This is a genomic window from Ochrobactrum sp. MYb379 (assembly GCF_037479515.1).
GTDB lineage: Bacteria > Pseudomonadota > Alphaproteobacteria > Rhizobiales > Rhizobiaceae > Brucella.
The window spans coordinates 84,666-99,552 of the sequence record NZ_JBBGYW010000002.1; the positions used below are offsets into that span (position 1 = coordinate 84,666).

Below are 14,887 nucleotides of genomic sequence, written 5' to 3' on the forward strand. Positions count from 1 at the left end.
CGGCAGTTAGGCGCCAGTATGGCAGCACAAAAGCCGATGAGATCCTGAGAATTAATAGTCGTCTTCAGTCGGCACCAATATCTCGCGCTTACCCGCGTGATTAGCAGGACCGACAATACCTTCTTCTTCCATGCGCTCAATGATTGAAGCGGCACGATTATAGCCAATGCCTAGGCGACGCTGGATATAGGAAGTCGAAGCCTTTTTATCACGCAGCACCACGGCAACAGCCTGATCATAAGGATCGTCGGAGTTTTCAAGGTTGGACGTTCCAGCCGGACCGCCACCTTCGTCTTCTTCCTCATCCTCGGTGATCGCGTCGAGATATTCCGGCACACCCTGAAGCTTGAGATGCTGAACAATACGCTCAACCTCGTCATCGCCCACGAATGGACCGTGCACGCGCTGAATGCGACCGCCACCGGCCATGAACAGCATATCACCCTGACCAAGCAACTGCTCGGCGCCCTGCTCACCCAGAATAGTGCGGCTATCAATCTTGGAAGTAACCTGGAACGAAATACGCGTCGGGAAGTTCGCCTTGATCGTACCGGTAATCACATCGACCGATGGACGCTGCGTTGCCATAATCACATGAATACCTGCCGCACGCGCCATCTGTGCCAGACGCTGTACGGTGCCTTCAATATCCTTGCCTGCGACCATCATCAAATCGGCCATTTCGTCGATGATCACGACGATATATGGCATTGGTTCGAGATCAAGCTGTTCGGTTTCGTAGATCGCTTCACCTGTGTTCCGGTCAAAGCCGGTCTGCACAGTGCGCGCGATATTCTCACCTTTTTTCTGGGCTTCGCCAACGCGCTGATTGAAACCGTCAATGTTGCGCACGCCGACCTTGGACATCTTGCGATAGCGGTCTTCCATTTCCCGCACGGTCCATTTGAGCGCAACCACCGCCTTCTTCGGATCGGTCACAACGGGCGTCAGAAGATGCGGAATACCGTCATAGATCGAAAGCTCCAGCATCTTTGGATCAATCATGATCAGGCGGCATTCTTTTGGCGTCATGCGATAGACCAGCGACAGGATCATCGTGTTGATAGCAACCGATTTACCGGAACCCGTCGTGCCTGCCACCAGAACATGGGGCATTTTTGCAATATCGGCGATGACCGGCTCACCATTAATCGTCTTGCCGAGTGCCAGCGCAAGCTTTGCCTTTGTTTGCTCAAAATCACGGCTTGCCAGCATTTCGCGCAGATAAACCATTTCGCGCTTCTGGTTCGGCAGTTCGATGCCGATCACATTGCGGCCTGGAACAACAGCAACACGGGCGGCAATCGCGCTCATCGAGCGTGCAATATCGTCAGCCAGTCCAATGACGCGAGACGACTTAATGCCTGGAGCAGGTTCAAGCTCGTAAAGCGTGACGACCGGACCCGGCTTCACATTGATGATCTCGCCACGCACGCCGAAATCTTCCAGCACACCTTCCAGCAGACGTGCATTCTGTTCGAGCGCATCTTTGGAAAGCGATGAATCGCGCTGCACAAGCTTTGGTTCAGCAAGGAAATGCAGCGATGGCATTTCAAAAGCGCCGCCATCTTTCAGGAACGACGACTGCGCCTCACGCTGAATACGTCCACCGCTCTTTGGTGCCGGCGCACGTTCGCCAACCCGCGCTTTCGAGCGCTGCGGCGGTGCGTCGTGCCACTCTTCACCCGCCAAAGGCATATCTTCACCATCACCATCCATATCGAATGGCGGTTCTTCCGATGCTGCACCACCAAAGCCCGGCTCATGACGAGTACTGCCCCGCGCTTCTGCACTGCGGCGCACTTGGCGCATATCGCCATATTCGTCGTCGCGCGGCTTGCGACGGTTCATTCCGGTCAGACGTTTGAATGTTGCGGTCGCGCTATAAATCGTGTGGGTAAGAGAACCAACGAACGCAGAGAGGCCACCAGAAGATGCTTCATCGTCTGCATCTTCATAATCCGAATAATCATCTTCAGCCGATGCACCGCGTTCGCTCGCGCCATCAGTCGCCGCGTTGCCGCGACCAATGATTCCGCTTGCAAACAGGCACAGCCAAAGTGCCGGGAAAGCCAGAACCAGTGCAATGCCTGAAGCAATTGCACCTTGCGGGAAGGAACCTAAAAAGATGCCGGGAATGCGCAGAACCAGATCACCGAAAACACCGCCAAGACCAATCGGCATCGGCCAGCTTTCGGGAACCGCAAAGCAGCTCGCAATGGCTGCAAACAACAAAGCCGCGCCAAACCATGCGATGCTACGCTTTGCGATCCGGCCAATACCACCGCGCGTCATCATCAGCAGCGACCAGACTGCAAGCGGCAGAAGTGCTGGAACACTGGCAAGGCCGAAAAACTGCATAGCAATGTCGGAAAAGACGGCACCCGGATAGCCAAGCGCGTTGGTGACAGGATTGTCCGTCGCATGACTGAGGCTGGGATCAGCCACGTTCCATGTGGCGAGCGCGCCAACAGCCATCGCTGCCAGCGAAAGCAACGCCAACCCAAATAGGATATAGAATTGCCTGCGGAAGATATTGACCAGTCGCAGTCTATCATCCGAAATCCGCTCGTCACGCAGCGGGTATGAGGGCGAATATCCTTGCCGCATAAAGCCTGTCCCGAACTATGGTTTGTTGCCCTCGGGCTTGGATAGCCCTGGGCGCAATGAATCGGGATGATCCTAGCCTTGCGATGGTTAATTCCTCATTAACCATGCAGTATCATACACAGGCAAATAATGCTGAATGTGAAAAAGGCGCGGTTTCCCGCGCCTTTTCCTTCTTGAGACAACCCTGTTCTACTGAACAGACTCGCCGTGCAACGCGATGTCGAGACCTTCCATTTCTTCCTGCTTTGTCGGGCGCAGACCCATGATGGCCTTGATCACATAAAGGATGATGGCTGTCGCAACTGCGGTGTAGACAATCGTAACTGCCGCACCGAAGAACTGCTTGCCCATGGTTGCGCCTTCGCCAGCAGCATTGATTGCAACATCAGCAAAAAAGCCAGTGAGGATCGCGCCAACAAAACCGCCAACACCGTGAACACCGAAGGCATCGAGCGAGTCGTCATAGCCAAGTGCGTGCTTGAGCTTAACCGCTGCCACGTAGCAGATAAGGCCTGCGATGATACCGATAATCAGCGCGCCCGTTGGATTGACGAAACCAGCGGCAGGCGTAACGGCAACGAGACCTGCAACCGCACCTGAGATGATTCCAAGAACACTTGGCTTACCGGCAATTGCCCATTCAGCAAACATCCAGGCGAGAGCTGCACCAGCGGTCGCAACCTGCGTGTTGAGCATAGCGACAGCAGCGAGCGAATTGGCACCAGCAGCCGAACCAGCGTTGAAGCCGAACCAGCCCACCCACAGAAGAGCTGCACCAATGACCGAGAGAACGAGGTTGTGTGGAGCCATATTGACGTGGCCGTAACCATCACGCTTGCCAATGATAAGGGCTGCAACAAGACCAGCAACACCAGCATTGATGTGAACGACAGTACCACCAGCAAAGTCGAGAACGCCGTCAGAACCGAGGAAGCCGCCGCCCCATACCCAATGTGCTACCGGCACATAAACGATGAACAGCCACAGAACCATGAAAACAAGCATGGAGGAGAATTTCATGCGTTCAGCGAACGAACCCGCAATCAGCGCAGGCGTGATAACCGCAAAAGTCATCTGGAACACGATGAAGAGATATTCGGGAATTGTTCCAGTGAGCGAGTCCATCGTCACACCCGACAGAAACGCCTTATCAAAGCCGCCGATATAGGCGTTCATCGAACCACCATCGGTGAATGCGAGCGAATAGCCGAAGAACATCCACAAGACCGACATAAGGCAGGTGATTGCGAAGCTCTGCATTACAGTGGAAAGCACATTCTTCTTGCGAACCATACCGCCGTAGAAAAGTGCGAGACCAGGAATGGTCATCATCAGCACAAGCGCGGTTGAAGTCAGCATCCAGGCGGTATCGCCCGTATCAAGGGTCGGGGTAGCTTCGGCTGCATCCTGTGCAAAGGCTGTTCCCGCTAATACGAGCAGCGCAGGAAGGGTGGCAAATGCCGTCTGCTTAAATCTTTCAGTTATGAGCATCGAGTATCTCCGTCGAATGGCGGCTTCAAACGCGTCTGCGCTGAAAAGACCGGTTCGAACTAAGAGAAACAAAAATCGTGCCAGTTACGGACCACCACACCATAAAAATGCAATTTTTCTGATGTTTGATGCTCGCTGATTTCTCAGAACTGTCAGATAGACGCTGTATTTTCGCCCAAAATGCGGGCTTTTCGGCAAACCAGACAAGCGATGCAAATGCCGAAAAAATCTTTCTATGACAGAAAAAAGCGGTCTTACCCCGATGGGCAAAACCGCTTTAAGTGATTCATCGGATTCAGTTTTTAAACCTGGCGCTCAGTTAGCGTAGATAGCCACTGCATAAAAATTAAACACACGTATTATCGGTGATTAAAATATCATCATTTGGCTTTTTCATGCACACGAATAAGACCTTCCTGCGCAACCGACGCGATTAACAACCCATCGCGGGTATAAAGTGCGCCACGGTTAAATCCACGTGCGCCGGAAGCGCTCGGGGTATCCTGCGTGTATAAAAGCCAATCATCGAGCCTGCACGGGCGGTGAAACCACATCGCATGATCAAGGCTCGCCACTTGCAGATCACGATCAAAAATCGTGCGTCCATGCGGGTGCAGCGATGTATCAAGCAATGTCATATCGGAGAGATAGGCAAGAATGGCTGCTTGAAGTGCGCGATCATCCGGCACGATGCCGCGCGCGCGCACCCAGACATGTTGGCTCGGAGCCAGTTTTTCGCGCGAGAAATAATGCTTGAGCGACACCGGCTTGATCTCGATCGGGCGCTCCTGCTCCCAATATTTACGCACGCCCGACGGGGCAAGATGCAGATACTCGTCTTTTAGATCATGATCGCCGACCAGCTGTTCCGGCATCGGCAGACCTTCCGGCATTTCGATCTGATGATCGAGACCCGGCTCATCAATCTGAAATGAGGCCGACAGCGTGAAGATCGCCTTACCGTGCTGCTTTGCCAGAACACGGCGCGTATTGAAACTCGAACCGTCGCGAATGCGGTCGACTTCATAAATAATCGGAATTGCCGGATCACCCGGACGCACAAAATAGCCATGCAGAGAATGAACCTGCCTTTCCGGCTCCACAGTGCGCTGCGCTGCAATCAGCGCCTGGCCGATCACCTGTCCGCCAAAAACGCGCTGCCAACCCACCTGCGGGCTGTTACCACGGAAAAGATCCACTTCCAGCGTTTCAAGATCAAGCGTCTCTAGAAGCTGTTGCATGGCAGCCGTTTGCTCGGCCTGCGATAGATCGGTCTTTTCATTATTCGACATGGACAGCCTGTCTCCTGAAACCTTATATAGAGAACATATTCTTGATGAACTGTTTGGGCTTGCACAAGGGAAACTGTCAAGTTCCCCAAAACTGTCGCAGCCTTATCTGCTTCATCGAAGAGCGATCTGAAAGGAAGAGCAATGTCCGCCGAAGCCACGCAAAATGCAGCCAACAAACGCGATCTTGTTATTGCAGGTGGCGGCTACGTCGGCCTTGTGACTGCTGTTGCTGTCAAATCCGCAGCCCCGCATCTTTCCGTAACCGTCATTGATGGCGCACCCGCAGGCGCATGGAAAAATGACCCGCGTGCGTCTTCCATTGCCGCTGCCGCCTCACGCATGCTTGATAAGCTTGGCTGCTGGCAGGAGATTGTCACAGATGCTCAGCCAATCACTGAGATGGTCGTAACAGATTCCCGCACCTCTGATCCCGTGCGTCCGGTATTTCTGACATTCGCTGGCGATGTTAATCCCGGCGAGCCCTTTGCGCATATGGTCGAAAACCGCGTTCTTAACACCGCCCTTCACAGACAAGCGGATAAACTCGGCATCACGTTCATTGAAGGCATGAGTGTAGAGAATTTTGAAACGCTACCCGAATCCGTCACCGTCACTTTGGCCAATGGCGAAACAATCTCCACGCGCCTGCTGATTGCCGCTGATGGCGCGAAGTCGCGCCTGCGTGATATTGCAGGCATCAAGACCGTTAACTGGGACTACGATCAATCGGGCATCGTCTGCAACGTCGCCCATGAACGCCCCCATGGAGGCCGTGCCGACGAACATTTTCTGCCTGCTGGCCCATTCGCTATCCTGCCGCTGAAAGGCAATCGCAGTTCGCTCGTCTGGACAGAACGCACAGCGGACGCCGAGCGTCTCATCCGGGAGGATGACTTCATCTTTGAAACAGAACTCGAGCAGCGTTTCGGCCATCGCCTTGGCGCACTGACGGTTGAAGGCCCGCGCCGCGCCTTCCCACTCGGCCTCACGCTGGCGCGCGAATTTGTAAAACCACGTTTCGCGCTTGTGGGCGATGCAGCCCATCGTATTCATCCAATCGCCGGTCAAGGTCTCAACCTCGGTTTCCGCGATGCCGCAGCCATTGCAGAAGTAATTGTCGAGACAGACCGCCTTGGCCTCGACATCGGCTCCTTTGCGGCACTCGAGCGCTATCAAGCATGGCGTCGGTTCGACACGGTTCAGATGGGTGTCACCACTGATGTGCTGACCAAGCTCTTCTCCAACGACAATCCGGCTGTGCGCACCATTCGCGACATTGGGCTAGGTCTCGTGGATCGCGTGCCAAGCCTCAAATCGTTCTTCATAAAACAAGCCGCAGGTCTTTCGGGGGATACCCCGCGTCTGCTGCAAGGAGAAGCGATTTAAGCTTCTCACGACCACTGGAAAAAGCTTCCACGTCTGCTAAAAAAGCAAAATAGAATATAGGCGTGGGGGCCTTGGGGCATGCATACCAATAAGCGGTTGATCGATGTGATCCTGCAGGCACAGGCAGGCTTATGGACAACGGCACGTGTTCACAAACTGTCTAAAATTGCGGGCGCGCTTGCCATTATTACCGCTATGGCAGCAGCCGTCATTTATTCAGCCGTTAAGCCTGACAATAATTGGGATATGATCCCCTATATCGCGACAGCACTGGAAAACCGCTATCCCGATGCAAACGCGCTACATACGGAAACATGGCGGCAAGTCGCCGAAGTTGCATCAGAGGGCGAACTGCTCGCTTTGAAACAAGATGGAGACTTTCGAAGCGCTCAGTGGGAGAGCCCGGATAGCTTCAAGTCACTATTGGTCATGTATCGCGTCAAGGCCGGCTATATTCAACTGCTGCGCTGGCTTGAGCCTTACACCGGCCTGGCTCGTGGTGGCCACCTCATCAGCATTGCGGCCTCACTTGCGATTGGGCTGCTCATGCTTTGGTTGCTCGCCAGCTATCAATCGCTTCAGGCTGGCCTCATCGTTGGCCCCGTTCTTTTGCTGGCCGGGTATGGACCAATATCGTCAGCTGTATTTCCCGATATCACCATGGCAGCGCTTTCCTTCGCTGCCATTTTTGCCATTCTGCGTAAGCGTGACTGGCTGGGTGCGATGCTACTCGTGCTTTCCTTCACAATCCGTCCAGACAATATTATCATGATATTCGCTCTGCTGATCACAGCATTCCTGTTCGGCTGGCGAAAACTTCCATTGCTGATCGCCTTCGCCGTGTGCATCGTGGCTGGCTTAATGATGGAGAAAACTGCGGGGCATCCCGGCTGGTGGGCACACCTCTATTTCACCTGCATTAATATGCCAAACTCCATGACGGGTTTTAACCCGGACTTTTCGCTCGTCCTTCTGATCAAAGCCTATATTCGAGGCATCATACTCGCACTTTATCTCGAAAGCTGGCCCTCCATACTTCTGATAGCACTGGTCGCATGGATCGCGATGGCGAGAGCTGGGATCAAGACCAATATACCGCGATTGAATGGCGTTATCTTCGCCATGGTCATCGGTATTCTCGGAAAATTTGCTTATTTCCCGATGCCCTACGATCGCTTCTTCTTCAACATGATTATTATCATGGTTCTCATGCTTTCACTGGCATGGGCAGACGATACAACCCGTAAGATTGTCCATAGCTGACACTGGAACGCATCTGAATACGCCCTATGTGGTTTTTAAACCCAACAGAGGAGTTTCATCATGGATAGAAAAGCAACAGCCGTCTGGAAAGGCACGCTCAAAGAAGGCAAAGGCACGCTCAATACACAGAGCGGTGCTTTGAAAGATCTGCCTTATGACTTCAAAGCGCGCTTCGAGGATGAAAGCGGTCGCGCTGGTACCAATCCAGAAGAACTGCTGGGTGCAGCCCATGCAGGTTGCTTTGCGATGAATCTCTCAGCACATCTGACGCAAAATGGCACTCCGGCAGAAAAGCTGGAAGCAACAGCGGCGGTCACAGTGGTTCCGGCATCCGGTGGCGGTTTTGAGATTACGCGCAGTGCTTTGACGCTTAATGCAACCATTCCCGGCATATCAAACGACGATTTTCAGAAGCTCGCTGAAACAGCAGAAAAGACCTGCCCACTTTCTAAGGCGCTTGGTGCTATCGAAGTAACGCTGGACGCCAAACTGGTGTGATAAAATAAAAGCGGGCATTGCCCGCTTTTTTCATTCCGGCAGATGACAGACTGCTTCGATGTTATGGCCGTCAGGATCGGTCACGAAAGCCGCGTAATAATCGGGGTGGTAATGTTCGCGTATTCCCGGCTTGCCATTATCTTTTCCGCCTGCGGCAAGCGCCGCTTCATAGAAGCGGTCCACTTCAGACCGTGTTCCCGCTGAAAAGGCCACATGCAGAACACCCTCGAGTTTTGCACCCTTCTGTTTGCCGATCCAGAACTCTGGCTTGCCATTGCGGCCATAGCCGACCCAGTCACCGAATTCCATAGCACGCGAAATACCGAGCGGTTTGAGCGCGGCATCATAGAATGCACTGGACTTTGGCATGCTGGAAATATTGAAGCCGATATGATCAAGCATGATGAAACCTTCAAACGAGGAGTAAACTTCTGCTTTCTGATCAGATATGGGCAACACGAAAAAATCAAGTATCAGCCAGATCTTCCGCAAAAGAAAAGGGAGGCAAAACCTCCCTTTAATACAGTATTTGACTGCCGCGATTACACGGGGCGTTCAACCATCATCTTCTTGATTTCGGCACAAGAGGCGTTGAGGCCACAGGCCGAAAGGGAAACAAAAAGGCGATCGCCGCGATTATACGCGGCGCTCAACCATCATTTTCTTGATTTCGGCACAGGAGGCGTTGAGGCCACAGGCCGAAAGGGAAACAAAAAGGCGATTGCCGCGATTACACGCGGCGCTCGACCATCATTTTCTTGATTTCGGCAATCGCCTTGGCAGGGTTAAGACCCTTCGGGCAGGTTTGCGCGCAGTTCATAATCGTATGGCAGCGATAGAGACGGAACGGATCTTCGAGATTATCGAGACGTTCGCCCTTGGCTTCGTCGCGGCTGTCGATCAGCCAGCGATAGGCCTGAAGCAGAACAGCTGGTCCGAGATAACGATCGCCATTCCACCAATAGCTTGGGCACGAGGTCGAGCAGCAAGCGCAGAGAATGCACTCGTAAAGACCATCGAGCTTCTGACGATCTTCGTGGCTCTGCAACCATTCCTTCTGCGGCTCTGGCGAAACCGTCTTGAGCCATGGCTCAATCGAACGGTGCTGAGCGTAGAAGTTGCTGAGATCAGGCACCAGATCCTTCACAACCGGCATATGCGGCAGCGGGTAGACCTTGATGGAACCCTTGATCTCGTCCATGCCCTTGGTACAGGCAAGCGTGTTAGCGCCATCGATGTTCATCGCGCAAGAACCGCAAATGCCTTCACGGCACGAACGGCGCAGCGTCAGCGTCGGATCGATCTTGTTCTTGATGTAGAGAAGACCGTCGAGCACCATCGGGCCGCAATCATCGCGATCGATATAATAAGTATCGATGCTTGGATTTGCGTCGTCATCCGGCGACCAGCGATAAATGCGGAACTCCGTTACATTCTTGGCACCATCTGGACGCGGCCAGGTCTTGCCTTCCTGCATACGGGAGTTTTTGGGAAGTGCGAGTTCAACCATTGCTCATTCCCTCGATCAGTAAACGCGCTTTTTCGGCGCGATTTTGGCCAGATTGATGCCGCCTTCTTCCTCGGTCGTCAGCGGATCGAGATGAACAGGGCGGTAATCAAGCTTCACGTCGCCATTTGGCGACAGCCAGGAAAGGGTGTGTTTACGCCATTCGGCATCATTACGGTCCGGGAAATCCTCATGCGCATGTGCGCCACGGCTTTCCTTGCGTGCTTCAGCCGAAACAACGGTTACCATGGCGTTTGCCATCAGGTTTTCCAGTTCCAACGTTTCAACCAGATCAGAATTCCAGATCATTGAGCGGTCAGAAACCTTAATGTCCGGCAGTTCTTTCCAGATTTCGGCCATACGTGCCACGCCCTGCTTGAGCGATTCATCCGTACGGAACACGGCAGCATCTTCCTGCATCGTGCGCTGCATCTTTTCGCGCAGTTCTGCGGTTGGCGTATTGCCGTTCGCATAGCGAAGACGATGGAAACGATCCATAATCTTGTCGCACGCAGCCTCGTCAATATCCGGAATTTTTGCAGCGCGATCGATGACTTCGCCAGCGCGGATTGCAGCCGCACGGCCAAATACCACCAGATCGATCAGCGAGTTGGAGCCAAGACGGTTTGCACCATGCACCGATGCGCAACCAGCTTCACCCACGGCCATCAGGCCCGGCTGAACGCGATCTGGGTCTTCCTTGGTTGGGTTAAGCACTTCGCCCCAATAATTGGTTGGAATGCCGCCCATATTGTAGTGAACCGTTGGCAGAACCGGGATCGGTTCCTTGGTCAAATCCACGCCTGCGAAAATCTTGGCCGACTCGGAAATCCCCGGCAGACGTTCATGCAGAACAGCCGGATCAAGATGGTCGAGATGCAGATAAATATGATCTTTGTTTTTGCCAACGCCGCGACCAGCGCGGATTTCCATGGTCATGCAACGCGAAACAACGTCACGCGAAGCCAGATCCTTGGCGGACGGTGCATAACGCTCCATAAAACGCTCGCCTTCGGAATTGACGAGATACCCGCCTTCACCGCGTGCGCCTTCAGTAATCAAGCAGCCTGCGCCGTAAATGCCGGTGGGATGGAACTGAACGAATTCCATATCCTGAAGCGGAAGGCCTGCGCGAGCAGCCATGCCGCCACCGTCGCCAGTGCAGGTATGCGCGGATGTTGCCGAGAAATACGAACGACCATAACCACCCGTCGCCATAACCACCATTTTGGCGGAGAAGCGATGAATTGTGCCGTCATCAAGGTTCCATGCAACAACGCCCGTGCAGACGCCATCGGTCATGATCAGATCAAGCGCGAAATATTCGATGAAGAACTGCGCATTGTTTTTCAGTGACTGACCATAAAGCGTGTGCAGGATCGCATGGCCGGTACGGTCAGCAGCGGCACAAGTACGCTGAACTGGCGGACCATCACCAAAGTTCTGCATGTGGCCGCCGAATGGACGCTGATAAATCTTACCTTCTTCGGTACGCGAGAACGGCACACCGTAATGTTCAAGCTCGTAAACCGCAGCAGGAGCCTCACGCGCCAGATATTCCATCGCGTCCGTGTCACCCAGCCAGTCCGATCCCTTAACGGTATCGTACATATGCCACTGCCAGCTGTCCGGGCCCATGTTTTTCAGCGATGCTGCAATACCGCCCTGCGCTGCAACCGTATGGGAGCGCGTTGGGAAAACCTTGGTGATGCAGGCAGTTTTCAGGCCCTGTTCGGCCATGCCAAGCGTTGCGCGCAGGCCGGCGCCACCGGCCCCCACCACGACAACATCAAACTTGTGATCAACGAATGTGTAGTTCTTTTCGCCCGCAGCACCAGCTGCATTATTTTGTGCACTAGCCATCGGGCTATCAACCTCCGAAGCTCAGCTTGAGGATCGCGTAAACGCAAGCCACGCCCACAACCACCGTGAAGAAGGTGTTGAGCATAACCAGCAGGACCTTCAGGCCTTCGCCGTGAATGTAATCTTCAATAACAACCTGCATGCCAAGACGCATGTGGTAAACACCGGTCAGCACGAACAGCGCCATCACCAGAGCGGTGAAGGGATGCGCCAGAACGGCTTTCACTTCCGCATAGCTTGCGCCATGCAGCGAAATGACCAGACCGACGAAAAACAAAACCAGCGGAACGAGCGCTACGGCACTCATACGCTGAAACCAGAAATGGCCGGTGCCTTCCTTGGCAGACCCCAAACCGCGAACTTTGCCGAGAGGTGTACGCATATCGCTCATGTCAGAACTCCTTTCAGCGCACTACGAAAGCAACAACCCAGACAAGGATCGTTGCAGGCAGTGAGAAGGCCAGTGTCAGCCAAGCGATCTTACTGGCTGTGTGCTTTTCCAGTCCGGCACCCATGTCCCAGATGAAATGGCGCACGCCGCCAGCCAGATGGTGCAACAGCGCCCACGTATAGCCAAACAGTACAATATAGCCGATCCACGAATTGTAGACCCAGCTCACAGTATTGAAAGCGTCTTCACCGATTGCAGCGGCAATCAGCCAAGCAGCGAGAAGAATGGTTCCGAAATAAAGCGCAACACCCGTGATACGATGGATGATCGACATCGTCATCGTGATCTTCGGTCGATAAATCGACAGATGTGGCGACAAAGGACGCTGACGCGTAACGGTCGGTTGTGTCATGGCTTTCGTGGGCTTCCCTGACGTTTCCACCCGCTTCTCCATGTGCCGGTTTTGTCTGGCATGATGAAGCAGATGCGGGCTCATTCGGAGCCCGGTTCGATGTCGTTCACAGCGCAAGGAAACGGAACTGTTCGATCCTGCGCCAGCACGACCCAGAAAATGTGTCTAGATCGTGTCGCACGACCCTATGTGGCGCTTTCTACTGCGCTTTCACCACCACGTCAAAGAAGCTTTTTCACGAAAAGACTAACAATTGGTCGCACCCGGACGACACTTTCGCGTGATTTAGGAATTCAAACGATTGAAGTCCCGTGTTTGGCAAAACATGTGTAATTTCATCCACTTTTACAGATGAAACTCAGTTCCCGAAGCGAATCACATAGCTGGACCAGTCAGCAGCCGTGGCGACTTGTTCGTAGAGCTTGCGGCCATCTTCCGGCACGCGCGGCGCATTGAGCACAAGCTTCGACCAACTGCGCTCTTCGGCTTTGTCAGCCAGCACGTCAATCAACGCCTTTGCTATGCCTTTGCCGCGATGATCATGATGGACGTAAATGTGATCCACCTGTCCTGCACGCGAACCAGAGACCGGTTCTGGCAGATCGAAGAAAATGACAAAGCCAACGAGATCGCCGTCAACACGCGCACCAAGAATTTCGGTCGCACGATCCTGCAACAGATGCTCGGCATAAAAATCATCTGGGCGGCGTGGAGCACCACGCTTCAATGCCTGCGCATAGCTTGCAAGCAAAGGCGAGAACTCATGCGCATCTCGCAAATGCAGCAGCGCAATATCGACGGCATGATCTGTGGTCATTTCGGTCTTTTCCTCCAAGTACATCCCCAAGAAGGGAGTGGGGCGATTGTAGACAACAGCTCGTCCAAAGGTAAAGCATGTCAGCATAATTCAACGTGTTTTATCGGGCTCTGTTTGCACCACGCATTTCGACGACATTGTCATCAAGCATCATCGGCAAGGCCGTGCGAACGCAATTGCGACCATTTTTCTTGGCTTCATAAAGTGCTGCGTCAGCGCGCTTGTAGACATCAGAGAAAAAGTCATCAAACTCCATCTCCGTCACACCGAAACTAACCGTGAAGTTAACTTCACCAACAGAAGCTGGCAGAGAAATATCGGCACAAGCCAGCCGCGCGCGCTCCGCAAAACGCCATGCTGACTGGATCGTATGACCGGGCAACAGAACTGCAAATTCTTCTCCCCCCATACGGGCTGCAATGCCACCCTTCGCCGCTGCCGAGCGACGCAATTCATCGGCAAATACAGCAATCACACGATCACCCAAAGCATGTCCATGGGTGTCGTTAATGAGTTTAAAGTAATCAATGTCGCAGACGATCAGAGACAGTGCCTGCCGCATACGCTTGGACTTTTCAATCGCAGCTTCCGCTCTGAACTCAAAGCCGCGCCGGTTAAGAAGTCCGGAAAGCTGATCGGTCTCCGAACGCAGCGTCACGTCGGAAATCAGCTCACCCATGAGGCTCAAAAGCAAAAGTAAACCACCAGCGACCGAAAGTCCGGCACCAATCGACTGGACCAAAAGCGCATAGTCCGTGCGAATGTAATCATCCGGCGATGCACCAACACCACCAACCAGATTAGCCAGCACAGGCTTAATCAGAAAATGAATTGCGCTCACCGTAAACAAGCCCGCCATCAGGCCATCAAGAGCCCCCCAGGCGCGGCCAAAAGGTCTTGTACGGGTTCGACTGCTTGTTCGGCTATGGATCACAATCCAGGCTGCAAGCATAAGAATCAAAAAATACGGCAATTGATAGAGAATACGACCCAGCATTTCACTGCGGGCAATATCGTAAATACCGTAGATTAGTACCACTGAACCTATTGTAAGAATCCCCAGCGGCCACCAGGGAACAGGCACAGAATACATGCGTGCAACGCCGACAACGAGAAATGACATCGTCACGAAGTACACAATAAATGCCAGCATATAGCCAAGTTTCTGACTTGGAATTGAAGGCATCAGCAGTTCGGTGAGAAAATAAAGCATCGCGAAAATGAAGCCGATGCCAAAAACCGGCGCCGCACTGTTGTCACGCGCATAGGCCGCAATACCGAAAAAGGTAAGCGCAAACAGGCCGGAAACCGTCATGTTTATCAGCAGTATGAACTCAGCGCCGTCCATTCATATTTT

The 14,887-nt window shown here is 53.4% G+C and carries 14 protein-coding genes; 4 read left to right on the plus strand and 10 right to left on the minus strand.

The genetic code is table 11. The features are described from left to right. Positions 1 to 51: 51 nt before the first annotated feature. The 3 genes from WH356_RS04510 to tesB form a co-directional block, all read right to left on the minus strand. Positions 52 to 2,610 (minus strand): DNA translocase FtsK, encoded by a 2,559-nt coding sequence (locus WH356_RS04510; protein ID WP_339509006.1) that lies wholly within the window; start codon positions 2,608 to 2,610, stop codon positions 52 to 54. A gap of 189 nt (positions 2,611 to 2,799) precedes the next feature. After that, positions 2,800 to 4,101, minus strand: coding sequence for an ammonium transporter (locus tag WH356_RS04515; RefSeq protein ID WP_339509007.1), 1,302 nt, complete (start codon positions 4,099 to 4,101; stop codon positions 2,800 to 2,802). 380 nt (positions 4,102 to 4,481) lie between these two features. Then, the gene (gene tesB, locus WH356_RS04520) at positions 4,482 to 5,393 is read right to left on the minus strand and encodes an acyl-CoA thioesterase II (RefSeq protein ID WP_339509008.1); all 912 of its coding nucleotides are present in this window, start codon (positions 5,391 to 5,393) and stop codon (positions 4,482 to 4,484) included. A gap of 141 nt (positions 5,394 to 5,534) precedes the next feature. Between tesB and WH356_RS04525 the strand changes: the two genes are divergently transcribed. From WH356_RS04525 to WH356_RS04535, 3 genes are all read left to right on the plus strand, one after another. Beyond that, positions 5,535 to 6,779, plus strand: a complete 1,245-nt coding sequence (locus WH356_RS04525) for a ubiquinone biosynthesis hydroxylase (protein ID WP_339509009.1) — start codon at positions 5,535 to 5,537, stop codon at positions 6,777 to 6,779. A gap of 78 nt (positions 6,780 to 6,857) precedes the next feature. Then, positions 6,858 to 8,042, plus strand: a complete 1,185-nt coding sequence (locus tag WH356_RS04530; RefSeq protein ID WP_339509010.1) for a hypothetical protein — start codon at positions 6,858 to 6,860, stop codon at positions 8,040 to 8,042. Positions 8,043 to 8,102: 60 nt separating this feature from the next. Continuing rightward, positions 8,103 to 8,540 (plus strand): OsmC family protein, encoded by a 438-nt coding sequence (locus WH356_RS04535; protein ID WP_339509011.1) that lies wholly within the window; start codon positions 8,103 to 8,105, stop codon positions 8,538 to 8,540. A 30-nt stretch (positions 8,541 to 8,570) separates the two neighbouring features. On the opposite strand, the gene WH356_RS04540 is transcribed toward WH356_RS04535, so the two are convergent. After that, a complete protein-coding gene (locus tag WH356_RS04540) occupies positions 8,571 to 8,942 on the minus strand; it encodes a VOC family protein (protein ID WP_339509012.1) in 372 nt (123 codons plus the stop codon). Here WH356_RS04540 and WH356_RS04545 point away from each other — a divergent pair. After that, complete coding sequence (locus WH356_RS04545; protein ID WP_339509013.1) at positions 8,931 to 9,302, plus strand: hypothetical protein; 372 nt, start codon at positions 8,931 to 8,933, stop codon at positions 9,300 to 9,302. The two genes, WH356_RS04540 and WH356_RS04545, sit on opposite strands and share 12 nt — an antisense overlap. Here the strand turns inward: WH356_RS04545 and WH356_RS04550 are convergent. The 6 genes from WH356_RS04550 to WH356_RS04575 all read right to left on the minus strand — a co-directional run bounded on the left by WH356_RS04550 (position 9,271) and on the right by WH356_RS04575 (position 14,878). Continuing rightward, positions 9,271 to 10,050, minus strand: coding sequence for a succinate dehydrogenase iron-sulfur subunit (locus WH356_RS04550; protein ID WP_007872174.1), 780 nt, complete (start codon positions 10,048 to 10,050; stop codon positions 9,271 to 9,273). The genes WH356_RS04545 and WH356_RS04550 overlap by 32 nt on opposite strands. A gap of 15 nt (positions 10,051 to 10,065) precedes the next feature. Beyond that, positions 10,066 to 11,910, minus strand: a complete 1,845-nt coding sequence (gene sdhA / locus WH356_RS04555; RefSeq protein ID WP_339509014.1) for a succinate dehydrogenase flavoprotein subunit — start codon at positions 11,908 to 11,910, stop codon at positions 10,066 to 10,068. Positions 11,911 to 11,917: 7 nt separating this feature from the next. Beyond that, positions 11,918 to 12,301, minus strand: coding sequence for a succinate dehydrogenase, hydrophobic membrane anchor protein (gene sdhD / locus WH356_RS04560; RefSeq protein WP_339509015.1), 384 nt, complete (start codon positions 12,299 to 12,301; stop codon positions 11,918 to 11,920). 13 nt (positions 12,302 to 12,314) lie between these two features. Next, on the minus strand, positions 12,315 to 12,713 hold the full coding sequence (gene sdhC, locus WH356_RS04565) for a succinate dehydrogenase, cytochrome b556 subunit (protein WP_339509016.1): 399 nt from the start codon (positions 12,711 to 12,713) through the stop codon (positions 12,315 to 12,317). 358 nt (positions 12,714 to 13,071) lie between these two features. After that, positions 13,072 to 13,530, minus strand: a complete 459-nt coding sequence (locus tag WH356_RS04570; protein WP_339509017.1) for a GNAT family N-acetyltransferase — start codon at positions 13,528 to 13,530, stop codon at positions 13,072 to 13,074. A gap of 100 nt (positions 13,531 to 13,630) precedes the next feature. Further along, positions 13,631 to 14,878, minus strand: coding sequence for a GGDEF domain-containing protein (locus WH356_RS04575; RefSeq protein WP_339509018.1), 1,248 nt, complete (start codon positions 14,876 to 14,878; stop codon positions 13,631 to 13,633). Positions 14,879 to 14,887 lie beyond the last annotated feature (9 nt).

What these genes read in the sequence shown, in the direction of transcription:
- WH356_RS04545 (WP_339509013.1), top strand. Translation starts at nt 8,931, where the DNA reads ATGATCAAGCATGATGAAACCTTCAAACGAGGAGTAAACTTCTGCTTT.
- WH356_RS04530 (WP_339509010.1), top strand. Translation starts at nt 6,858, where the DNA reads ATGCATACCAATAAGCGGTTGATCGATGTGATCCTGCAGGCACAGGCA.
- WH356_RS04570 (WP_339509017.1), bottom strand. Translation starts at nt 13,530, where the DNA reads ATGACCACAGATCATGCCGTCGATATTGCGCTGCTGCATTTGCGAGAT.
- WH356_RS04510 (WP_339509006.1), bottom strand. Translation starts at nt 2,610, where the DNA reads ATGCGGCAAGGATATTCGCCCTCATACCCGCTGCGTGACGAGCGGATT.
- sdhC (WP_339509016.1), bottom strand. Translation starts at nt 12,713, where the DNA reads ATGACACAACCGACCGTTACGCGTCAGCGTCCTTTGTCGCCACATCTG.
- sdhD (WP_339509015.1), bottom strand. Translation starts at nt 12,301, where the DNA reads ATGAGCGATATGCGTACACCTCTCGGCAAAGTTCGCGGTTTGGGGTCT.
- tesB (WP_339509008.1), bottom strand. Translation starts at nt 5,393, where the DNA reads ATGTCGAATAATGAAAAGACCGATCTATCGCAGGCCGAGCAAACGGCT.
- WH356_RS04550 (WP_007872174.1), bottom strand. Translation starts at nt 10,050, where the DNA reads ATGGTTGAACTCGCACTTCCCAAAAACTCCCGTATGCAGGAAGGCAAG.
- sdhA (WP_339509014.1), bottom strand. Translation starts at nt 11,910, where the DNA reads ATGGCTAGTGCACAAAATAATGCAGCTGGTGCTGCGGGCGAAAAGAAC.
- WH356_RS04575 (WP_339509018.1), bottom strand. Translation starts at nt 14,878, where the DNA reads ATGGACGGCGCTGAGTTCATACTGCTGATAAACATGACGGTTTCCGGC.
- WH356_RS04535 (WP_339509011.1), top strand. Translation starts at nt 8,103, where the DNA reads ATGGATAGAAAAGCAACAGCCGTCTGGAAAGGCACGCTCAAAGAAGGC.
- WH356_RS04525 (WP_339509009.1), top strand. Translation starts at nt 5,535, where the DNA reads ATGTCCGCCGAAGCCACGCAAAATGCAGCCAACAAACGCGATCTTGTT.
- WH356_RS04540 (WP_339509012.1), bottom strand. Translation starts at nt 8,942, where the DNA reads ATGCTTGATCATATCGGCTTCAATATTTCCAGCATGCCAAAGTCCAGT.
- WH356_RS04515 (WP_339509007.1), bottom strand. Translation starts at nt 4,101, where the DNA reads ATGCTCATAACTGAAAGATTTAAGCAGACGGCATTTGCCACCCTTCCT.